This window comes from Flavobacterium sp. N502540, from assembly GCF_025947365.1.
Taxonomy (GTDB): domain Bacteria; phylum Bacteroidota; class Bacteroidia; order Flavobacteriales; family Flavobacteriaceae; genus Flavobacterium.
Genome location: NZ_CP110012.1, coordinates 1,941,127 through 1,963,214, shown reverse-complemented (window position 1 = coordinate 1,963,214; position 22,088 = coordinate 1,941,127). Strand labels below are relative to the sequence as shown.

Genomic DNA, 22,088 nt, shown 5'->3' with positions numbered 1-22,088 from the left:
GCAAGTTGATCCCTTTTATATATTTAGAAAAAAATATTAATATCCTCCTCTGTTACCACCACGGTCATTTCCACCACGGTTGTTTCCGTAACCTCCGCGAGAATCACCTCCACGGTTGTTATTGAAGCTTCTTCTTTCACCTTCAGGTTTTGGTTCAGATTTATTAACCACAATTGTACGACCTTGAACAGTAGCTCCGTTCAATTCATCAATTGCTTTTTGAGCCTCGCTGTCATTTGGCATCTCAACGAAACCAAATCCTTTGCTTCTTCCAGTAAATTTATCAGTAATAATTTTAACTGAATCTACTGCTCCGTAAGCCTCGAAAGACTCTCTTAAATCTGCTTCCTCAATACTGAATGGAAGGCTTCCAACAAAAATGTTCATATGTACTTATTTATAATAATGTAGCAAATGTAACTTTATTTTTCTGTAATCTACTATATATTAGTTTATTTATGTTTTTATTTTGATTTAAAAAAATAGATACCAATAAAACCAAACTATGGCAAATTAAATTTCTAATTCTCAAATGTTGCCGAAATTGGAATTTTGTAAAAAACACCCTCGGTAAAACTAATTTTTGGCTTTTCAGTATCCTTTTGATCCTCGTTCAGAGCGTTAAACTTAAAGGTTCCTGAAATTGTTTTATTCTCTGCATTAAACTCAGTAATCACGATTTGCCCATCCCCTCTATCTGTACCGGTAGAAAAACGGTAGGATTGCGACGACTGTGTATTAGTGTAATTTGCTGTCGTGATATTATCACGACCAAGAGCATAAGTCTGCACTCCCGTATTCGGAACTTTTAAAACTACTTTCTCAAATCCCAAATCACCTTCAATAACAATACCGCCGCTCACAGAGCTATAAGCCTTATAGGTTGTAGCGCGCCAAAACACGTTTTCTTTTAAACTTTGGAAGGCCGGATTATTAAATTTTATATCTTCAGAACAGGCAGAAACAATAAAAAGCAGTAATACTAAAGAAATTATTTTTTTCATATCACAGTAAATTTGAGGCAAAAATAACCTCAATTAAGATAATTATTTAAAAAATGAAGTTAAAAAGGATATAAATGCTACAGAAATACACCTTAAACGCATTTAATATGATTTTGAACGTATAATTCATAAAAAAATTATATCTTTGCGCCCTTAATTAACAGGGGTCGAGTACCTCAAAATTTAATCATACGATTATGTCAGTAAAAATTAGATTACAAAGACACGGTAAAAAAGGAAAACCTTTTTACTGGGTTGTAGCTGCAGATGCACGCTCAAAAAGAGATGGTAAATACTTAGAGAAAATCGGTACTTACAATCCAAACACAAACCCGGCAACTATCGACTTAAACCTTGATAGTGCAGTTAAATGGTTACACAATGGTGCACAACCAACTGATACTGCTAGAGCAATTCTTTCTTACAAAGGAGCTTTATTGAAACACCACCTTGATGGAGGTATCCGTAAAGGAGCTTTAACTCAAGAGCAAGCTGATGCTAAATTAGCTGCATGGTTAGAAGCTAAAGCTGGAAAAGTTGATGCTAAAAAAGATGGTTTATCAAAAGCGCAAGCTGATGTTAAAGCTAAAGCTTTAAAAGCAGAACAAGAAGTTAATGCTAAACGTTTAGCTGCTGCTGCTCAAGCTGAAGCTGACGCAATTGCTGCTGCTACTGCTGCTGAGGCTACAGAAGAAGTTGCTGAAGTTGAAGCTTCAACTGAAGAAACTGCTACTGAAGAGAATAACGAAACAACTGAAGCATAATTTTAGCTGGCGAGAATGCGTAAAGAAGAATGTTTTTATTTAGGTAAAATCGCTAAAAAATTTAGTTTCAAAGGTGAAGTTCTGGCTTATTTAGACACGGACGAACCTGAGTTATACGAAAATCTGGAATCAGTGTTTGTTGAATGCAACAAACACTTGGTTCCTTTTTTTATTGAAACAAGTTCTTTACACAAAAACGATTTTCTTAGAATTCGTTTTGAAGATGTAAACACAGAAGAAGATGCTGATGCCCTTATTGGCAATGCCATTTATCTTCCTTTAACGATGTTGCCAAAACTTTCCGGCAACAAATTTTATTTCCACGAAGTAATCGGTTTTGAAATCGAAGACCAGCGTTTAGGTGTTTTTGGAAAAATAGCTGCTGTAAACGATACAACAGCACAACCTCTTTTTGAAGTTTTAAATGGTGAAGTCGAAATGTTAATTCCAATGATCGACCAATTCCTTGTAAAAATAGACCGTGAAAATAAAAAGGTTATCATGAATCTTCCCGAAGGTTTGGTAGAGATGTACCTTTAATTAGATCGTTAGACTAACTTAGATTTAGACTGATTTTATTATTCTTACAATTAAAAATCTTGTCATCATTATCACCTATTCAATCTGAAATTAAAAATCGTTAATCTTCACTCACAAATCAAGATGTTTCAATTCAAACAATTTTCAGTTCTACAAGACAAAACCGCTATGAAAGTTGGCACTGATGGTGTTTTACTGGGCGCTTGGGCACCTATAAATCATAATCCATTTAGTGTTTTAGACATTGGCGCCGGAACCGGCATTATTGCTTTAATGCTGGCACAAAGAACAAATGCAGAACAAATTGACGCGCTTGAAATTGACGAGGATGCTTATGAACAAGCCGTAGAAAATTTTGAAAACTCGCCCTGGGGAGACCGTCTATTTTGTTTTCATGCAGGTTTAGATGAATTTATAGAAGAACCGGAAGACGAATATGATCTGATTGTTTCGAATCCACCCTTTTATGCTGAAGATTATAAAAGCGAAAACGAACAACGTGATTTAGCGCGCTTTCAGGACGCAATGCCTTTTGAAGAATTAGTTGAAGCAGCGGATTTACTTTTATCTGAAAATGGAATACTTGCCATAATTCTTCCTTTTAAAGAAGAAGAAAAATTTATTGCCTTAGCCAAAGAATCCGAATTATACCCTGTCAAAATTACACGGGTAAAAGGCACTCCTACAGCTGTTGTAAAGCGTAGTCTTTTGGCTTTTAGCCGTAACGAAACTCCACAACCTGAAGTTGATGAATTAACAATAGAAATTGACCGACACGTTTATACTCCTGAGTATATCGAGCTTACTAAAGATTTTTATTTAAAATTTTAAACCTGCTCAAAAAGACTCTTAAACTGATATAGAATTCTCTCGATTAAACGTAAATCTTCGGTCACAATCTCGGCGCTTCCTTTCATTTCCTGCTGAAAAACAATTTGCTTTTTATAGGACGTTTCCAATCCGTTTGGAAGTGCTACATCCAATAGCAAATTTCCATCTTTATCCGGAACCAGAGAAATATTTCGAATTCTTCCTTTTAACACTCCAAATTCTCTGTCGGGAAAATTCGCTAATCTGATGTTCACCATCTGACCAACTTTTATTTTCCCTGAATTCAATGCCGGTGCCTTTACCTTACCTACAAAACCATTTTTGGTATCCGGAATAATCGAGAAGACGTTATCCCCAATATTAATAGTTTGATTCTCTGTCCAAACCTGCAAAAAAGTAACCACCCCACTCACCGATGATTTTAAAGCATACGCCAGCTCCCAGTCTTTTATTACTTTTTTAAGCTGATAAAAAGACTGCGCCATATTTCTTCCTAAAGTAACTTCTTCTTTAGTACCGCTGATTTGTGAGTTTTGACTCAATTTAGTATTGGTAATTAAAGCCGACTTTAACTGAGAAATGGAAGACAAAAGGGTTCTATAATTTTTTTGCGCCTGGAGATATCCCAGTTTTTTAGCTTCCATTTCCTGAGCAGAGATGATTCCTTTATTGAATAAGGTTTCAAATCTCGCCATTTCATTTTTCTGAAGCTGCAATTCACTTTCATTAATCACTTTTTGCTGCTGCAAAATCTCCAATCTGTCTTTGATCTGAACTTTTTCGGAAACCTGTGCCCGATTTTCTACTTCAAAAGGCTGTAAATTTTTATTTAGCTGTTCTGCCTGGTAGTCTTTCTGAAAAACAGCAAAAGCACTTTCAATCTCTCCTAACTGAGTATTTTTCAACCGTTCGAAAGGAAAGGCTCTCCGGGGATCATTGATATTGTATTCGTCAACGATTTTTTTCAACAAAAAAACATCTTTGTAATTAGCGGTATTTTCAATAACAGCAAGTGTGCTGTTTTTGGAAACGATCGATTTGTCTTTTACTAAAATTGCCTCAATACGACCCGATGATTTCGAAACGATCTTCTCCGGAGGGATATTGGTTGTAATTACAATTTGAGTAGTAACAACGTCTGGATATTTGATAAACCAGGACACGAAAAAAAGCATCACAATAATGACAAATATCAAAACGGTTCCCCAACGAATCATCCAATGTGGTACTTTGGTTAGAATATCCTGAACTTCTTCACTTCTTAGTTCAAATGTAGTATCTTCTGCCATGTTTTAATTTCCTAATTGTAATTGATTCTTAACCAGTTCAAAATAATTCCCTTTTTGCTCTACCAATACAGAATGACTGCCAATTTCGATGATTTTTCCTTTGTCTAAAACCACAATTTGATCTGCATTCATCACAGTACTTAAACGATGGGCGATCACCACAACTGTTTTATCTTTAAAGAAAACATCCAGTTTTTGCATGATTTCTTTTTCATTATTCGCGTCCAATGCCGATGTCGCTTCGTCAAAAAACAAAACTTCCGGGTTTTTATACACCGCCCTTGCAATTAACAAACGCTGTTTTTGTCCGGTACTCATCCCAAGTCCTTCAGCACCAATTTTGGTATTGTATCCTAACGGTAAACCTGAAATGTATTCTTTTATATTGGCTACGTCAGCAGCATAGACCAAACGTTCTTTATCCACTTTATCAACTCCGATTGCGATATTGTTAGCAATGGTATCACTAAAAATAAACCCTTCCTGCATAACAGCGCCGATATTGGATCTCCATGCTTTTTGCGAAATATTTTTCAATTGCGCATTTCCAATGTTTATCTCCCCTTTTTCAGGCTCATAGAATTTCAACAAGAGCTTCATTAAAGTTGTTTTTCCACTTCCGCTGACTCCTACTATTGCCGTTACTTTGTTAGCGGGAATTTTCAGCGTTAAATCCTCCAGAACGGGAATATCAGAACCCAAATATCGATAGGAAAGGTTATTAATATCAATATCCGAATCAAAAGGGACATCACTCGTCTGATAGGCTTCTTGCTGTGTTTCGTCTTCTTTCTCATGAATTTCAGACAATCTGGCCAATGATATTTTGGCATCCTGAAGCTCCCTGACGAATTCTATAAGCTGCGTAATTGGTCCATTTAAACTTCCTACTATCGAGCTAATTGCCAGCATCATCCCAAGTGTAATGGAACCGTCGATTACCAGTTTTGCCGATAGGAATATAATAAAGATATTTTTTAATTCATTGATTACAGAAGAACCTATAGTTTGTGTCTGCTCTAAAACAAGCCCTTTTATTGAAACTCTAAAAAGTCTGGCCTGTATATATTCCCATCCCCAGCGCTTTTGTTTTTCGGCGTTGTGCAGCTTTATTTCCTGCATTCCGTTGATCAGCTCCATCACTTTGTTTTGCTCACTGGAAACCTCTGCAAAACGTTTGTAATCCAGTACTTCTCTTCTTTTTAAAAATAAAGTAATCCATCCAAAATAAAGCAGGCTGCCTGCAAAAAACACCAGAAAGATCTTCAGATTAAAATAAGCCAGAACACCTCCCATCACAAACATATTGATCACAGAAAATAAGACATTCAAAGATGATGTTGTCAAAATTCGCTCAATTCTGCGATGGTCATTAATACGCTGCATGATGTCACCAGTCATTCGCACATCGAAAAACGAAATGGGCAGATTCATTAGTTTAATAAAGAAATCCGAAATAAGAGAAATGTTTATTCGGGTAGAAAGATGTAATAAAATCCAGCTTCTGATAAGTTCCAGACCTGTCCTTCCGGCAAAAAGAAACAATTGAGCAAAAAGAATCAGATAAATAAAATGAATGTTCTGATTTTGAATCCCGACATCTACGATACTTTGGGTTAAAAACGGAAAAATAAGTTGCAATAAACTACTGGCCAGTAACCCTATACTTAACTGCAATAGAAACGACCTGTACCGAAGCACGTATTGTGCCAACAACCCAAATCCGAGTCCGCGATTGTCTTCTTTATCAAAATCAGATTGAAAGAATTTAGGAGTCGCTTCAATCAATAATGCTATTCCTTCCTGAGTAGATTCGTCTGCATTGTTTCCGATCCAGAATTTAATAAAATCCGCTTTGTTGTATTCAATCAAACCAAAGGCAGGATCCGAAATATAGTAGGTGTGTTTTTTAATTTTGTAAAGTACTACATAATGATTTTTGTTCCAGTGCAAGATGCACGGAAGCGGAGCCTCTTCTAGTCTTTCCAGATTTAATTTTACACCTAAAGTTCTAAAACCGATTTTCTCGGCCGCATCACTCAAAAAAAGCAAATTACTACCTTCACGAGTTGTTTCACTGATGTCTCTCAACTCCTGAATGTTGATTGTTTTACCGTAATGTTTTGCTATTATTTTTAAACACGTCGGCCCACAATCTTTATAATCGGCCTGTTTATAATTGGTGAATTTTTTCAATTTAATTTAAAGTTATCATTTATGCGTGAACAGCTATATCTTTATCTGCCTTACAAAAATATAATATTTATCCGCCAAAAAATCGCAATTAATTGTTTTTCCTTCTGATTTATAGTTAAAAAACGACAATCATCTTAAAAAAAGGATTTTACAGGAATCTCATATACCGAACTTAAGACTATTAATGCCCATAATACCCCATTTAAAGCCTCTTATTCCTGTTTTCTTTAGCTAATACTATCTAGCACAATTTATACGGTTCTTTAACTTTATCACGAAACGATGGATTAATCCAAAAAAAAACAGAGAAGACACAAATCTTCTCTGTTAGAGTATTTAGAAACATATCTATTAGAAATACAACTTCTTTAGGACATGGCACTGGTTAACCCTAACCAATTAAAATCAACTCAGTGACCAATTTCCTAAGAATCCCTACACCAATCATCAATGTGGGGAAATTTGCTCAATGTTCCACGATCGAGCGCCTACAAATTAAAAAAAACATGACTAAATTCTAAAAAAGGCTATTTTGTACTTCTATTAAAACGCTAAAAAATTAATATCAAAAACGACTAAAGTCATTTTACCTGTCTTACACTTCAATTCTGAAACATTATATAAATATGAAGTGCTTAGCTTCCTACTTATTAAATGCTTTCCAACGCAGTAAGGTTACAAACAATCCTCAAGCATTGCCGGTATTGTACCATTCGAACAAATCGAATCACAAGCTACAAGAGTAGACGAACCTTTACCCGGACAAACACAACATCTTTTTGGCGGATTAATCGGTTGCCCTCCTATCATGCTTTTTTGCTCGAATGCACTTAGCTCCTGAGCACCTTCTAAGTTTAAAATGATTTTTAACATAACTAAAGGTTTTTGTTTTTTGAATTCATACTTCAATCATTTTAAGACAGCTGAAGCTTCTGTCTGCTGAAACTATTTTTAGCTATTATGCTGTTTTTTCCAAAACAACTTCTTCTTTCTCCTCGATATAATCGTTTAAAAAGTATTTTAGTTCTCCTAATTCATACTCAGCCGGAAAAACTTTATCATTTACAATTTTAACCGGTGTATAATTAAAATCATTTTTAGAACACCATTCATATTGTTTATTTATTTCCTGAGTTACCATCATATTTACAGAATCAACAGGCCATTTTTTCAACCATTTTTTAAGGCTCATACTTTTAATGTGCCAGTCTGAAATAGCCTCAACCGTTTTTCCTGGTGCGGATCTGTTTATGGTCAAAAGTCTCTCAACTACTGCTTTATATGGATTTTCCACATTCTCAGGATTTACGTTGAATAATACATTTAAATGTACTCTATCCGGGAACCTTAAAACTAAATCAAATGCTTCCTGAAATGTTTTATGACAATGTCCACAGCTAGGGCTGATGATTACTGATAACTTTACAGCTGCATTTCTATTCCCGAAATTCAATCCTCTTAAATCATCAAGTCCATTTATATGAGGTACTTTTTTCGATAGGAAGTTTAATAAAGAATAATTTCTTTTAAACTTTTTCATCTCTTTAAGCGAATTTTCGGTACCTAAGATGTTTTTTATAATTGTTTTCAAAACTGCCCAAATAGGAACAAGGAGTGCCAGTGAGAACAAGAATGGAAAAATTTCGGAAAAATTGAAACTCAATGTAAACAAATCGGATGCAAACCATATAGCACTCTGTGCAAAAATCAAAGAAGACACCACCAAACACATTACACACCATCTTTGAATTTCAAATTTTTGGATCCAAATTGAAGACACAATAACCGGTATCGCCAATAAGCTTAAAAAACCTATGAAAATTGAAGACTCCAGTGGTTTTACCAAAATTGCAATCAAACTGGCTCCAAAAAACATTAATGGCAAGTCAGGAAAGCTAATCCACTTACTCTCATTACCCTCTTTGTTATTGATTACAGAACTACAGGAAGAGTTTGAACTAAGATTGCAAAGTTTTGAAACAATACTATTCTTAAATCCCATTTTTTCCTGAACAATAAAAACACTCACAATGAATCCTAAAATTGATGTCGTTAAAAAAACGAAACTGAATAAACTGTACGTATTATAAAAAAAAGATAATCCAACTACCAATAAAAGTGGCAAACCATATTTCAACCAGCTGAATTCAACTTTTAAATTCTCTCTTGCAATTACATTGTTAGGTTCAATTGCAACTATAACCCCATTCCAGTCTAACAAAAACTTTTCATAAGCCATTTTCTGACTTCCTTTTTTCATCGTATTGATTCGAACAAAATTCTTTGCCTTTTCCACTAATATTAACTCTTCTTTGAAATAAGCCAAAAAATTTGAAGGCAAATCTACTATTTGCTCTTTCGGAACTCTTATCGCAGCATTCTCTACAGACAGTAAATCCAGAGAATCTGTTATCGCAAACAAACTAGGATAATTTGGATGAGAAAGAAACAAATCTTTAAACTCATTTTTAATCTCCGAGTACTTGTTTATTTGTAGAAATTTTTGGACAAGTTTTAACATCTTTTCGAGTCTTTAGAATCACAATTACACTGCAAATATTGTTGTTTTTATTGAGAAAAAAACGCTAGTAGTACACATTTTATTAATTATACTACATACAATTTATAAATTATATCAGTCCGAATATTTAATTCAATTAATTGATTACCAATAAATTAGCTTAAAAATAATTTATCAAAACCCCAAAAAACCCTATTCTCGATTAAGCGTTTTCCTTTTTGTATAGTTTTGATATATCAATAATCCTAATACAAACAAACATGGCAAATCGAGCACAAAAATTCGAAGATTTTCAATCTGAAAAACTGTCAAAAAAAGAGCAAAAAACTGTTCAGGGTGGTGACGAAAATAATATTCCAGGCGACCCAATCAGAGGAAACGGAAAAGGATCTAATTAATTAATCAGTAATAAAAAAAATAAAATCATGAAAAATAAAAAATTAAACTTCGAAAATTTCAAAAGCAATACACTTTCAAAAAAAGAGCAAAAATCAATTCACGGAGGTGACGATTCTAGTACTCCCATCGACAACACAATTGCTGGTGATCCAAATAGAGGAAATGGAAAAGGATCTAATTAATCAATAAAAAAAATCAAATCATGAAAAATAAAAAATTAAACTTCGAAAATTTCAAAAGCAATACACTTTCAAAAAAAGAACAAAAATCAGTTCACGGAGGTGACGATTCCAATACTCCCATCGACAACACAATTGCTGGTGATCCAAGTAGAGGAAATGGAAAAGGATCTAATTAATCCTTAAGGATCTACTAAAAATGGAAAATAAAAAATTAAATTTCGAAGATTTTACAAGCCATACACTTTCAAAAAAAGAACAAAAAACAGTTCATGGAGGTGACAACGATAGTAATAGAGGAAATGGCAACGGATCTACACAACTAATAAACCTACAACAATGAAAACTAAAAAAATAAAATTCGAAGATTTTGGAAACGAAAAATTATCAAAAAAAGAGCAACAAACCATTTTTGGAGGTGACGGTGACCCCAACAGAGGAAATGGAAAAGGAAGCAATGATGATAATCCTTAATAAAACCCCAAGAAAACTTTTAAATATTATTCGCAAACTGAGCTGGAGACACTCCAGTTCTTTTGCGAAATGATTTAGCAAAAGACACTGCATTCTTAAATCCTACACTTTCTGCAATGGCCTGAGTTGAATATTTACGATACATGTGGTTCGTAATCATCTCATTAATAACATAGTTAATTTTCAATTCATTTGAATATTCCCCAAAAGACTTACCAAATCGTTTGTTTACTACGTAAGACAAATAGGTCGTATTTGTTTTTATTTTCTTAGCCACGTAAGGCAAAGTAAAATCAGCATGCAAAAATTCCTGTTTACTTTCTAAAGCCAGCAATTTTTCTACTATTTTATTCTCTTTTGCCTCATCAATACTTAAATTGACATTCTCTTTCTTAAGTTGTAGCTCCTCAAACTCCGGCACAATCTCTTGTTCAGGTTCATTTTTCTTCTCTAAATTAGCTTTAAACTCTTCTATTAAAGCATTCATTTTTTTGTGGGCTTTATTTTTATCCCGTATGTTTTTTATCAATAAAAATACAATACCTATAAATAAAACAACATAAAATACTTTCAGAGCTTTGTTCAGAAAAACATCGTATTTATACTTTTCCTGAATGGTAATCATCTCACTGGTCAAATCTCCTACTCCAAGTTTATAATTTACTTCCAGAACCTCATCATTTAATTTTGATTCTGATTTTTCGTAATTATCAAGATAAATTTTTGAATGTTTATAAGCCAGTTCAGGCTCTTTTCGAATGTTATAAATCTTTGCCTGATAATAATTTGATTTCAGATGGTCTACCTGGTTGGTTTTAGTTATCTCACCAATAGAATCTGATTTTTTAAAAAACACCAATGCCTTATCATACTTCTTGGTATTATAATACAAGTCGCCTAAATTATAATTAGTAGTACATAAGATTTCCTGCATACTATTTTGATTGGCCAGAAAGATGATGTCGTAATACGTTTTTTCGGCATTTTTGTATTCTTTCAGCTCACCGTAAATATTCCCTAAACTTAATTTCGCCACAATCTTATTGTCCGGAAAATTTTGAGAAAAACTAATCGTTTTTTGGTAAAAATACTCCGCCGAGTCAAGTAAAACCTTCTTTTTAGGGTCTTTCATATAAAAGCTTTCATATGATCCCGCCAGACTGAGATTGATGTTACTTTTATTGTTAAGATACTGCTGTTTGGTATAAACGCTCTGGTTTTTATCCACAAAATCATTGAGGCTCCGCAAATCCTTAATCGCTAATCGATAATTACCTACAGCAACATTTATAGCCGCGATATTACTCTTAAACTTAACAATTTGAATAATATCCCCAATCTTTATGGAGAGTTTTATTCCTTGTTGGTAATTTTCGATCGCATCACTGTAATTCTCTCTTTTCCATTCTGATAATCCGGCATAATTATACAAATACGACCGAAGTTGAGTTTTTTCCCTATCATCCGGCATTTTATCTAAGTAATTTAAGGCTAACTGGTATTTTTCCTTAGATTTTACTGCATTTCCTTTTAACTGAATCAAATAAGACAATGCAGCATTTGCAAAGGCTAAATGCTTATTATTAGCCGATCTCGCCAGCTGATTAGCATATACGATCGAGCTGTCAACATTAGCATTTGCCGTTAGTCGAATTTTGTCTTGTAATATTAAGTACTCTTGTTCCGTAAAAACCTTTTTCTCCTGAGAAACAGCGACATTTACAACAAAAAAGAGTATAAAAGAGATGATCAGCCTCATTCAATTCGTTTTTTGAATCTCAAAAATAGCTTATAAATTCACAATAAACTAAAATTAATTCGTGTTTATACTATTTTCCTTCTAGACCATTTATAAAAATATAACAATTTAACAGTATTTTGTTATATTTTTATTGCGTAGATTTGTATTATAAAACTATCAAAAATGAAACCAGACCTATTTCAAGCACCAGATTACTATAACTTAGATGACTTATTGACAGACGAACACAAATTAGTTCGTGAATCGGCGCGAGCCTGGGTCAAGAGAGAAGTTTCCCCAATTATAGAAGAATATGCTCAAAAAGCAGCATTCCCTACACAGATTATAAAAGGACTCGGCGAAATCGGTGGTTTCGGACCGTATATTCCGGTAGAATACGGAGGTGCAGGTCTGGATCAGATTTCTTACGGTTTAATTATGCAGGAGATAGAACGTGGGGATTCTGGTGTTCGATCGACTTCATCCGTTCAGTCTTCCTTGGTAATGTATCCTATCTGGAAATATGGAAACGAAGAACAGCGAATGAAATATTTACCAAAACTGGCTACAGGAGAATTCATGGGATGCTTTGGTTTGACTGAACCTGATCACGGTTCTGATCCGGGTAGCATGATCACTAATTTTAAAGATATGGGAGATCATTATCTTTTAAATGGTGCTAAAATGTGGATTTCTAACGCTCCTTTTGCCGATATCGCAATCGTTTGGGCAAAAAATGAGGAAGGGAGAATTCACGGCCTGATCGTTGAACGTGGAATGGAAGGCTTTACAACTCCTGAGACACATAATAAATGGTCCTTGCGCGCTTCTTCAACCGGAGAATTAATCTTCGATAATGTAAAGGTTCCTAAGGAAAACTTATTACCTAACAAATCCGGTCTTGGCGCACCTCTTGGATGCTTAGATTCGGCACGATACGGGATTGCCTGGGGAGCTATTGGAGCTGCAATGGATTGCTACGATACTGCTTTGCGTTATGCTAAAGAAAGAATTCAATTTGGGAAGCCTATTGGAGGAACACAATTGCAACAGAAAAAATTAGCCGAAATGATTACTGAAATCACAAAAGCACAGTTATTAACCTGGCGTCTGGGTGTTTTACGCAACGAAGGAAAAGCGACAACCTCACAAATTTCGATGGCGAAACGCAACAATGTCGATATGGCCATACATATCGCACGTGAAGCCAGACAAATGCTGGGCGGAATGGGTATTACAGGAGAATATTCGATCATGCGCCATATGATGAATCTCGAAAGCGTTATTACTTATGAAGGAACTCACGACATTCATTTACTAATAACGGGTATGGATGTAACTGGAATTCCAGCATTTAAATAATGAATAATTATTAAAATATATACAAAACCAATACAAAAAGCTTCTTCTTAACGGGAAGCTTTTTATATTTGCATAAAAAATTCGAAAATGAATATTGAAACTATAAACAATAGCATTCAACCCCAAAAAGATCAACTTCTACAACATTCATTATACAATAAAATCCAAAATATCGATGACTTACATCGTTTTTTAGAAACTCATGTTTTCGCTGTTTGGGATTTTATGTCCTTATTAAAAGCATTACAATCTAAGCTTACCTGTACTTCTACTCCTTGGTTCGCGACAAAAAATCCTGAAACAAGATACTTAATCAATGAAATCGTTCTGGCAGAAGAAACCGATTTAAGTATTGATGGGAAAAGACAAAGTCACTATGAAATGTATATTGAAGCCATGGAAGATTGTGGTGCCGATACAAGCGGAATCAACAACTTTTTAGCCGAAGTAAACTCCTTGCATAATATTTTTGTTGCCATAAAACAAAGTTCCCTACATCCTGATACAAAAGCTTTCTTAGACTTTACTTTTAGAGTAATTGAAGAAGGAAAGCCTCATCAAATTGCTGCAGCATTTACTTTTGGAAGAGAAGATTTGATTCCGAGTATGTTTACCGCAATCCTGAAAAACTTCCAGAAGAATCTTCCTGAAACGGATCTAAGCAAACTTTTATACTATTTTGAAAGACATATCGAATTGGATGCCGATGAACACGGACCAATGGCGATGCAAATGATCACTGATTTGTGTGAAGATGATGCTCAAAAATGGAAAGAAGTGGAAGAAATTTCGATTTTGGCATTAGAAAAACGTATCGGACTTTGGAATGCTATCGAAGAAGAAATTCTGATGAAGACTGAAATGGTCTAAAAACCGAAACAAGTTATTTAACGTAACTATTTGTTTAAAATGAATCGAAACTTAATTTGTCAAAATTATGAAACTGCATTTCAAACAAATAGTTATTGTTATCCTCTCTATATTCCTGCTAAGCTGTAGTTCTGACGAAACCTCTTCGGAAATATCTACTTTTCCAATTACTCCTCTTTTCGGTTCCATAAAATATTTGGCTTTAGGAGACAGCTACACCATCGGACAAAGCGTATGCGAAACGTGCGGATTTCCTGAACAGTTAAAATCGAGTTTAACGGCAATTTACCCGCAAGCCAGCTTTTCTTTAAAGATTATTGCGACCACCGGATGGACTACCACTAATTTAATTTCGGCAATAAACACCCAAAATCCGGATCCTAACTATGATTTAGTCACACTTCTTATCGGGGTAAACAATCAGTATCAGGGAAAAAGCTTTTCGATCTATGAGAAAGAGTTTCCGGAGCTCGTAAACAAGGCAATTGTTTTAGCAAAAGGGAATAAAAAAAGGGTAATTGTTATCTCGATTCCGGATTATGCTTATACTCCTTTTGGCAAAATACAAATGGAGGGAGAAGGTGAAAGAATTTCAGGCGAAATCAATCAATACAATTCCTTTGCTGAAAGCTACTGCAAACTCAATGATGTTGTTTTTGTTTCGATAACCGATATTTCCCGCAAAGGTCTTGACAATCCTGATTTGGTGGCCGCAGATGGCTTACATCCTTCTGCAAAAGCTTATACTTTATTTACAGAACGTATTTTACCAGTGGTGAGAGTAGCTTTACAGAACTAACATTTAAAATCTTAATTGGAAAAATATCCTTAATTTTATCAAAAGTTATTCTTCACAAATCAAAATGATCTCATACAATTGACTTTTGAAGAAGTAACAACAATTGACTGCAGTCCATAATCTTTTAAGCAATGCAGATTTCACCATCAGTAGAATTAGCACCTTACATTAAACATTATCTTTTTTTAGATACCAAAGAAGTATCCGAACAAAAGCTTCGTCTGTTTTCGGATGGTAATACCGGTATTGTGTTTTCTTTAAAAGGCAACCTTACCTCTGATCTAAACCATCAAGAAGTTCAGAGCTTCTTACCGGATTCTTTTTTGTATGGGCAACTTACGGGATTTAAAGACATTTATTCCAACCAGGAAATCACTCTTATAATTGTTGTTTTTCAGCCTAACGGGATTCATCAATTGTTGGGCATTCCGGCTTATGAATTTCTCGACTCTATTGTTTCTATTGATACTATTTTTAACAGAGACGGTTTAATTCTTCAGGAGCAGCTATGCGAAAATTATACGATCTCAAAGAAAGTTGATCTTCTCAATCATTTTTTCGGCACTTATATTTCCGACAAAACAGCTTCTTACCAATTAATTATTGAAAGTTCGCTTCGTTTTATTACTGTACATAAAGGGAGTTTTAATGTAAACCAACTGGCTAAATTTACAGGTTATACGGAACGTCATCTGGAAAGAAAGTTCAAAGAGTGCATCGGATTAAATCCGAAGAAATTTGGAAATATTATCAAGCTGCATTATTTCTTAAAACTATTAAAAGATAAGTCTGTCGATACAAATCTCACAAACATCAGCTACAATGCCGGTTTTTCGGATCAATCTCATCTGATAAAGGAATTCAAAAAACACACCGGAATCACTCCAAAAGAATACTTAAACAATACCGGGAAATTAGCCAATAATCTCATCAAAACTGTTCCGCCTATTCTGCTTTAGAATGTCGGTTTTGTACAATTTTCAAAATAGTACCAATGCTACCTTTGTCTCTAATCAATAGTAAGCATTATGAAAAATTTAAAAATAGCCACGGCTCAGTTCGAGAACAAAAGTGGCGACAAAAGCTATAACTTATCCGTAATTGAAAAACTTTCACAACAGGCAGCAAGTCAGGGCTGCGATGTTATCTCCTTTCACGAGTGTTCTGTAACAGGCTATACTTTTGCCCGACATCTGTCAAAAGAACAAATGCTGAACCTGGCAGAATTAATTCCGAGTGGAGAAAGTATTCTGAAATTAACGGAAATTGCCCGAAACCACAATATCGTGATTCTGGCGGGGCTCTTTGAGAAAGACGAAGACGATAACTTATTTAAAGCTTATGTGTGTGTAGACAAAAATGGTTTGGTCGCCAAATACCGAAAACTTCATCCGTTTATCAATCCGCACCTTAGTCCGGGCGACCAATACTGTATCTTTGAGATTAAAGGATGGAAATGTGGTATTCTAATTTGTTACGACAACAATATTATTGAGAATGTTCGCGCTACCACTCTTTTAGGTGCCCAGATTATTTTTATGCCTCACGTTACGATGTGTACCCCTTCTACCCGACCGGGTGCCGGATTTGTTGCTCCACAGCTATGGGAAAATCGTGAGTCTGATCCTACTTCTCTCCGACTGGAATTTGAAGGAATGAAGGGCAGGGACTGGCTCATGAAATGGCTTCCTGCAAGAGCCTATGACAATGCTATTTATGCCGTATTCTCGAACCCAATTGGAATGGACGATGATCAACTGAAAAATGGCTGTTCGATGATTATTGATCCTTTTGGCGATATTCTTTCCGAATGCAGCTCTTTTGAAGACTCTTTTGTAACTGCACTATTAACTCCTGAAAAGTGCATTCAGGCTGGCGGAAACCGTTACATAAAAGCAAGGAGACCAGAATTATATCGCGATATTATTGGTCAGGAGCATCAATCCGAACAAAATGTGGTGTGGCTGAATACTCCTGAAAAAAGTTAAAACTGATGTTTCATGGGACTTTACGCTTCTTAAAGATTTACCTTTGAGGAATTCATTAATCTACAGTATACCACCCAATAATGGAATTTTTTAAAACTACAAACGAAGATATCGATGCCGTTTTTGATCTTTACAATGCCGCTACCTCCTATCAAAAAACGGTCAATAATAAAAGCTGGAGAGGCTTTGAGAGAACACTTATAGAAAATGAAATTGCCGAAAATCGCCATTTCATCATCAAAGAAGGAGACGAGATTGCCTGTACCTTTGTGCTTACATTTAACGATTTGATTATCTGGAAAGAAGCCAGTGCAGACCCTGCCATTTATCTTCATCGCATTGCTACGAACCCGAAATTCAGAGGACAGTCGTATGTTAAAAAAATCATCGAATGGGCAAAAATATATGCTCGCGAGAATAACAAATCATACATCAGGCTTGATACACATAGCGGTAACGAAAGGATAAATAAATATTATACTAGTTGTGGTTTCGACTACAAAGGCATTAGCTCCATCGAATGGACAAGCGAATTACCGGAACATTATAAAGAAGGCTCTTTTAGTTTGTTTGAGATTAAGCTGCAACACACAATATAGATAGACTTATATTCAAAAACGGCTTGTGAAACTTTATTCACAAGCCGTTTTTTAATTTATTTGATATTCAGATTTAATTTATTTTTTAGTCTTCCAGATAAAACCATCTAAAATGTAATGTGTAAATTGAGGTACACTCAGAAGCGGCACTAATAGAAATTGCCATCCTGAGAAATCGAAGTTGGTGCTTACTGCAATATTTTCATTCCAAACAAAAAACTCCCAAAGAAACTCTTCTGAAAAAGCAATTACTACTAATATCCCAATGTAAATTAAAACGCCATTGTATCTCTTTAAATAAGTCAGAACACCTATTTCTTTTCCCCCCTTTCCATCAATTTCTTTAAAGTAAACCAGAGCCATATAAGGAATTCCGTGTGAAACTACATTTAACAGCGTAAAAATAAGGTCGTCATTGAAGTAAACAATCCCAAAATACCATGAAAGTACAGTTCCCAAAATAATGCTGTTTTTAGGGATGTTAAAGAATTTAGTTTTGACCGAAACGATTATCGTGCGAATAACGTAAAGAGACAGAATGGCAATATAAGCCCAAAACAAAATTTCTAAAATCACTTCGCTTTCAAATCGAAAGAATTCATTTTCAACAAACCAATTAAATTTTCTTTCGGGTGAAAAAAACCAAAACAGCATTGGGTAAATCGTAGAAGCATAAATTGCCAGATTATCAATCCAGACGGAGGTCTTTGTTTTGACTTCATTACGAGCATATAATCGCATAAACCCATATTGCTGTCGAATAAAATGAAAAACAGCTATATAGGCCAAAAAAGACCAAAAAATCAAACTCCCAAAAGAAAATAAAACCATTCCTGTAACGAAGCAAATAACAGGTAAAAGAATCAATCTCTTCTTGTCTTTCAGAAATTCTTCTTTTACAAAATAGGTTTTAAATAAAGTTGCATAAACATGTGCCACGTCAATAAATACAATTAGAAAAAGCCAGGTATAAAACGAATAATTATCTTCAATTGAAGTGATATAATCCTGAAAAACCAAAACAACGGCCAGCACAAAAAATGACGGTCCAATGATTAACAATGAATCTGTTTTTGCTTTATGAATCCAGGGCTGTTCCATCTAAAAGTTTATTTACGGCATTAATTCCTTGGTGAAAAGCTTCTTCAAAAATTGAAATCCCCGACAAATCAGAATGAGCAAAGTAGATTTGATTTTCAATACTTTGTGAAGCTTTATTCTTTGCTTCTCCAAAAATAAAATCAGGCACCGGCGAAATCATTCCATGCCCTAATAAGAAAATTTCCATTTCTTCAGTATCATTTTCAATATCCGGATGGGCAATTTTCAAGTCATTAAAAACGACCTGTTTCCAATATTCTTTGTCTTTTTTATAAATTTCTTTACGTGTTTTCTTTAGATCTGCAGATGAGAAACTGTAATAATACGTAATTACTTTTTTGTCCTGAATCTGATTTAGTGTTTGGTGCTGTGCATAAACGTAACCGAGACCTTTTGCCTCATAAATCACATTATCCCACGAAAGAGGAAAACTTAAATTATCAGCCAAATTGTTTACCACTAAAGTCGCCAAAAGCCATGGTGTGTAGTGAAACTGTTTTGTAAATTGTTTACGATCTTTAATGAGGTATTGATTTACAAATTGCGGCGTTGCCATGATAACGCTATCCGCTATTATTTCTATCGAAGACTTATTAACATCATCAAATGCCTGAACAACAACCTTGTCTTTTTCGATTTTCACCTCATAAACCAAATGATTTTTGAGTGTTTTTTGCGCTGTGTATTTTTTAAGATGATGTGCTAATCTGGCATTTCCTTCCGGCCAGGTTAAAACGCTATCGGATTTTTCTGCAGCTGCATCTTGTTTTCGTCCTGCAAAATAATGAATTCCCGCCCAAGCTGAGACAAAAGTAATTCCTAATCCAAAATCATCTTTACAGCAATAATCAATATAATTAAACAGGGGTTTTGATTTAAAATTATTCTTCTCAAACCATTGCTGCATAGTAATTTTATCCAATGCTCTTGTTTCTTGATCTTTAGAAGAAAGATGTATTGGAATATCAAATAAGTATTTTTGATCTTCTCCTTTTGCGCTTCTAAAAGCGTCCATTTCTCTGAAAAATCGTTGAAATTCTTTATGTTCTTCTTCTGAATTTCCTTCCTTTGGAACAACTCCTTCCTGCCAATTGTTTTTATAAAACAACCTTTCATCCGGCGCAAAAGTCAGCTGCAATTCATCAAAAACCGGAAGTCCTTTTTTATCATAACTCAAAATAATCTTTTCTTCTTCAAGAAAACCAAGAAGTTCTTTATCTTCAAAATTTGGAAGCGGCAAATAATGTGCTCCCAGAGGGTACTTAGAATATTTATTTTGACCATTTGAAGAGTTTCCTCCTAAATGATCTGCCATTTCAATCAATAAAAAATCAGAGACTCCCTTTTTATGAAACTGTCGTGCGGCACTCAAACCTGATATTCCGCCACCAATAATCAAATAAGGTATTTTTATTTGTTCTTTCGGTTTCGGAAAATCTTTTATCCACAAGCGATGTCCTAAAAGATGATTTGTTCCTGATAACCGAATCATCAGGACTGCTATTTTATCAGAACAAAACTGTATAAAAGGAATTAAGAGCAAAGATGCTGTGATTCCTTTTACGAAATTCCGCCTTCCTTTATTGCAATTTTCCCCATTCTTCATCAAAATAGCGTACTAAAATCTGGTTATCCAAACGATTAATTTCTATTTCATTTGAAATCATATCGTTGGTAAAATAATTAAATCTGTCAAACTGGTAATTGTAGAATTTCAATCCGGGACTTTTTCTATTCACTTCGTTAAAACCGGATCCAAAACCATTGATTGCAATGGTATATCCCCATTCTCCAAACGAAGGAACATAGGCATGATAAGCATCGACCTGAGGAAAAACCTGCATTACTGTTTTATTAATACACCAAAATGACTTAGGCGCAAAATAGGGTGAAGTCGTCTGAATGACAACTGCCGCATTAGGTTTTAAAATTCCTTTGATAGTTTGATAAAAATTCAAAGAATATAACTTTCCTAAGCTATAATTTGACGGATCGGGGAAATCTATAATCGCAACGTCAAACTTCTCCTGACAACTTTTTGCCCAGATATAAGCATCCGTATTTATAACTGTAACTTTCGGATTGTTTAGTGAATTTTGATTGAATTTCGTCAATACTTTATTAGTTTTAAAAAGTCTGGTCATCCCTTCGTCCAGATCGACTAAAGTTACTTTTTGAACCTCTTTGTATTTCAGGATTTCCCGAACTGCCAATCCATCACCTCCTCCTAAAACCAGAACATTTTTTACCGCTTTTGCCATTGACATTGCCGGATGAACTAAGGCTTCATGATACCGGTATTCATCTGCAGAACTAAACTGAAGATTGTTGTTTAAATACAATCTGTAATCGCTTTTGTTGTGCGTTAAAACAATTCGCTGATAAGGTGTTGTATTGGTATAAATTATATTTTCGCCATATAGTTTTCCTTCTGAATAAGATAAAATTGCATCCGAAAAAATAAAAACCGTAAGTAAAACGATAAATGAAAAAATAGCTTTTACTTTTAAGAAATAAGGCTTTTTTAGTTCTTTGGTAAGCAAAAAACACAACACAATGGCTATGCTTACATTGATCATTCCAAAGAAAAGTGAGGTTCCCATTATTCCTAGTTTTGGAACTAAAACCAAAGGAAAAAGTATCGAAGCCAGCAGGGCCCCAATATAATCAAACGTAAATACATTAGAAACCAAGTCCTTAAATTCGACTTTGTCTTTTAAAATATTCATTAAAAGCGGAATCTCTAATCCGACCAAAAAGCCCGTTACAAAAACGAACAGGTACAATATGAATTGAAAGGATTCAACACTTTCGAACAATAGAAATAAAACTACCGAACTCAGGCCTCCTATCAAACCCACCAAAATCTCGATTTCGACAAATGTATTGAGCAGATTTTTGTGGAAAAACTTTGAAAAAAAGGAGCCAATACCCATCGAAAATAGGTACACTCCAATAATAAATGAAAATTGTTTTACAGAATCGCCTAATAAATAACTTGCTAACGTTCCTGCAACTAGCTCATAGATAAGCCCGCAGGTCGCAATAATAAATACGGCAAACAGCAAAAGAAATTCAAACCTAAGAAACTTTTTACCCATGAATCGCTGCACTAATGATCATCGAAATCCCGATGATGAATGCGGCCAAAACAATCGCAACGGCAACATTATTTTTCTCCCCTACCTCTTTCCAGGTATTTTCCGGTGTAAGTTTTTCGATAATTAGATAAGCTGCCAATAAAATGATAATTCCTAAAAAAGAAAAAATAACTGAATTAACTACTGGTTGAAGATGTATTAAATCCATAGTAAAATATTATTTGTGATAAAAACGGTTATAAGAAGTCCGGCTTCCCGTTGACTTGTAATTTTCTGTGGTTTCGCAATCGCAAATTCGGTTTCCCGCAATTGCAAAATAAAGATAAACTC

The 22,088-nt window shown here is 34.7% G+C and carries 24 protein-coding genes; 13 read left to right on the top strand and 11 right to left on the bottom strand.

The window, feature by feature from the left end; translation table 11 throughout:
* Positions 1 to 36: 36 nt before the first annotated feature.
* Together OLM58_RS08680 and OLM58_RS08675 are read right to left on the bottom strand one after the other, a co-directional pair.
* Positions 37 to 387 (bottom strand): RNA recognition motif domain-containing protein, encoded by a 351-nt coding sequence (locus OLM58_RS08680; RefSeq protein ID WP_017494671.1) that lies wholly within the window; start codon positions 385 to 387, stop codon positions 37 to 39.
* A gap of 134 nt (positions 388 to 521) precedes the next feature.
* Positions 522 to 1,004, bottom strand: coding sequence for a membrane lipoprotein lipid attachment site-containing protein (locus tag OLM58_RS08675; RefSeq protein ID WP_264531971.1), 483 nt, complete (start codon positions 1,002 to 1,004; stop codon positions 522 to 524).
* Positions 1,005 to 1,201: 197 nt separating this feature from the next.
* Here OLM58_RS08675 and OLM58_RS08670 point away from each other — a divergent pair, with 197 nt between their 5' ends.
* From OLM58_RS08670 to OLM58_RS08660, 3 genes are all read left to right on the top strand, one after another.
* The gene (locus OLM58_RS08670; protein WP_017494669.1) at positions 1,202 to 1,768 is read left to right on the top strand and encodes a 30S ribosomal protein S16; all 567 of its coding nucleotides are present in this window, start codon (positions 1,202 to 1,204) and stop codon (positions 1,766 to 1,768) included.
* A 15-nt stretch (positions 1,769 to 1,783) separates the two neighbouring features.
* Entirely contained in the window at positions 1,784 to 2,308 is a 525-nt protein-coding gene (gene rimM, locus OLM58_RS08665) for a ribosome maturation factor RimM (protein ID WP_264531970.1), read from the top strand.
* 123 nt (positions 2,309 to 2,431) lie between these two features.
* On the top strand, positions 2,432 to 3,139 hold the full coding sequence (locus tag OLM58_RS08660; protein WP_264531969.1) for a tRNA1(Val) (adenine(37)-N6)-methyltransferase: 708 nt from the start codon (positions 2,432 to 2,434) through the stop codon (positions 3,137 to 3,139).
* Here the strand turns inward: OLM58_RS08660 and OLM58_RS08655 are convergent.
* The 4 genes from OLM58_RS08655 to OLM58_RS08640 all read right to left on the bottom strand — a co-directional run bounded on the left by OLM58_RS08655 (position 3,136) and on the right by OLM58_RS08640 (position 9,145).
* Entirely contained in the window at positions 3,136 to 4,428 is a 1,293-nt protein-coding gene (locus OLM58_RS08655) for an HlyD family secretion protein (RefSeq protein WP_264531968.1), read from the bottom strand. The two genes, OLM58_RS08660 and OLM58_RS08655, sit on opposite strands and share 4 nt — an antisense overlap.
* Positions 4,429 to 4,431: 3 nt before the next feature.
* Positions 4,432 to 6,624 carry a peptidase domain-containing ABC transporter gene (locus OLM58_RS08650; protein WP_264531967.1) on the bottom strand — a complete coding sequence of 731 codons (2,193 nt, stop codon included), beginning with the start codon at positions 6,622 to 6,624 and terminating at the stop codon, positions 4,432 to 4,434.
* Between the two features lie 675 nt (positions 6,625 to 7,299).
* Positions 7,300 to 7,497, bottom strand: a complete 198-nt coding sequence (locus OLM58_RS08645; protein WP_264531966.1) for a hypothetical protein — start codon at positions 7,495 to 7,497, stop codon at positions 7,300 to 7,302.
* Positions 7,498 to 7,582: 85 nt separating this feature from the next.
* Positions 7,583 to 9,145, bottom strand: coding sequence for a vitamin K epoxide reductase family protein (locus OLM58_RS08640; protein ID WP_264531965.1), 1,563 nt, complete (start codon positions 9,143 to 9,145; stop codon positions 7,583 to 7,585).
* 260 nt (positions 9,146 to 9,405) lie between these two features.
* Here OLM58_RS08640 and OLM58_RS08635 point away from each other — a divergent pair, with 260 nt between their 5' ends.
* The 4 genes from OLM58_RS08635 to OLM58_RS08620 all read left to right on the top strand — a co-directional run bounded on the left by OLM58_RS08635 (position 9,406) and on the right by OLM58_RS08620 (position 10,197).
* Complete coding sequence (locus tag OLM58_RS08635; RefSeq protein ID WP_264531964.1) at positions 9,406 to 9,543, top strand: rSAM-modified peptide; 138 nt, start codon at positions 9,406 to 9,408, stop codon at positions 9,541 to 9,543.
* A 27-nt stretch (positions 9,544 to 9,570) separates the two neighbouring features.
* On the top strand, positions 9,571 to 9,726 hold the full coding sequence (locus OLM58_RS08630; protein ID WP_264531963.1) for a TIGR04149 family rSAM-modified RiPP: 156 nt from the start codon (positions 9,571 to 9,573) through the stop codon (positions 9,724 to 9,726).
* 20 nt (positions 9,727 to 9,746) lie between these two features.
* Positions 9,747 to 9,902, top strand: coding sequence for a TIGR04149 family rSAM-modified RiPP (locus tag OLM58_RS08625; RefSeq protein WP_264531962.1), 156 nt, complete (start codon positions 9,747 to 9,749; stop codon positions 9,900 to 9,902).
* A gap of 160 nt (positions 9,903 to 10,062) precedes the next feature.
* On the top strand, positions 10,063 to 10,197 hold the full coding sequence (locus OLM58_RS08620; RefSeq protein WP_264531961.1) for an rSAM-modified peptide: 135 nt from the start codon (positions 10,063 to 10,065) through the stop codon (positions 10,195 to 10,197).
* Between the two features lie 19 nt (positions 10,198 to 10,216).
* Here OLM58_RS08620 and OLM58_RS22125 read toward each other — a convergent pair whose 3' ends face one another.
* Positions 10,217 to 10,474, bottom strand: coding sequence for a helix-turn-helix domain-containing protein (locus OLM58_RS22125; protein ID WP_369769999.1), 258 nt, complete (start codon positions 10,472 to 10,474; stop codon positions 10,217 to 10,219).
* A gap of 1,647 nt (positions 10,475 to 12,121) precedes the next feature.
* Between OLM58_RS22125 and OLM58_RS08610 the strand changes: the two genes are divergently transcribed.
* The 6 genes from OLM58_RS08610 to OLM58_RS08585 all read left to right on the top strand — a co-directional run bounded on the left by OLM58_RS08610 (position 12,122) and on the right by OLM58_RS08585 (position 17,556).
* Positions 12,122 to 13,300 (top strand): acyl-CoA dehydrogenase family protein, encoded by a 1,179-nt coding sequence (locus OLM58_RS08610; RefSeq protein ID WP_070906071.1) that lies wholly within the window; start codon positions 12,122 to 12,124, stop codon positions 13,298 to 13,300.
* Positions 13,301 to 13,387: 87 nt separating this feature from the next.
* Complete coding sequence (locus OLM58_RS08605; protein WP_070906072.1) at positions 13,388 to 14,170, top strand: DUF3050 domain-containing protein; 783 nt, start codon at positions 13,388 to 13,390, stop codon at positions 14,168 to 14,170.
* A 67-nt stretch (positions 14,171 to 14,237) separates the two neighbouring features.
* Positions 14,238 to 14,969, top strand: a complete 732-nt coding sequence (locus OLM58_RS08600) for an SGNH/GDSL hydrolase family protein (protein ID WP_264531959.1) — start codon at positions 14,238 to 14,240, stop codon at positions 14,967 to 14,969.
* Between the two features lie 131 nt (positions 14,970 to 15,100).
* Positions 15,101 to 15,928, top strand: a complete 828-nt coding sequence (locus tag OLM58_RS08595; protein WP_264531958.1) for a helix-turn-helix domain-containing protein — start codon at positions 15,101 to 15,103, stop codon at positions 15,926 to 15,928.
* Positions 15,929 to 15,997: 69 nt separating this feature from the next.
* On the top strand, positions 15,998 to 16,957 hold the full coding sequence (locus OLM58_RS08590; RefSeq protein ID WP_264531957.1) for a nitrilase family protein: 960 nt from the start codon (positions 15,998 to 16,000) through the stop codon (positions 16,955 to 16,957).
* Positions 16,958 to 17,037: 80 nt separating this feature from the next.
* The gene (locus OLM58_RS08585) at positions 17,038 to 17,556 is read left to right on the top strand and encodes a GNAT family N-acetyltransferase (RefSeq protein ID WP_264531956.1); all 519 of its coding nucleotides are present in this window, start codon (positions 17,038 to 17,040) and stop codon (positions 17,554 to 17,556) included.
* A gap of 78 nt (positions 17,557 to 17,634) precedes the next feature.
* On the opposite strand, the gene OLM58_RS08580 is transcribed toward OLM58_RS08585, so the two are convergent.
* The 4 genes from OLM58_RS08580 to OLM58_RS08565 are packed head-to-tail and all read right to left on the bottom strand — an operon-like array spanning position 17,635 to position 21,966.
* Entirely contained in the window at positions 17,635 to 18,657 is a 1,023-nt protein-coding gene (locus tag OLM58_RS08580) for a hypothetical protein (RefSeq protein ID WP_264531955.1), read from the bottom strand.
* Complete coding sequence (locus tag OLM58_RS08575) at positions 18,635 to 20,263, bottom strand: NAD(P)/FAD-dependent oxidoreductase (protein WP_264531954.1); 1,629 nt, start codon at positions 20,261 to 20,263, stop codon at positions 18,635 to 18,637. The genes OLM58_RS08580 and OLM58_RS08575 overlap by 23 nt, the downstream gene beginning before the upstream one ends.
* Complete coding sequence (locus OLM58_RS08570) at positions 20,238 to 21,758, bottom strand: polyamine aminopropyltransferase (RefSeq protein ID WP_264531953.1); 1,521 nt, start codon at positions 21,756 to 21,758, stop codon at positions 20,238 to 20,240. Before OLM58_RS08570 ends, OLM58_RS08575 begins: the two co-directional genes overlap by 26 nt.
* A complete protein-coding gene (locus tag OLM58_RS08565; protein ID WP_264531952.1) occupies positions 21,751 to 21,966 on the bottom strand; it encodes a DUF350 domain-containing protein in 216 nt (71 codons plus the stop codon). The genes OLM58_RS08570 and OLM58_RS08565 overlap by 8 nt, the downstream gene beginning before the upstream one ends.
* Between the last annotated feature and the right edge of the window lie 122 nt (positions 21,967 to 22,088).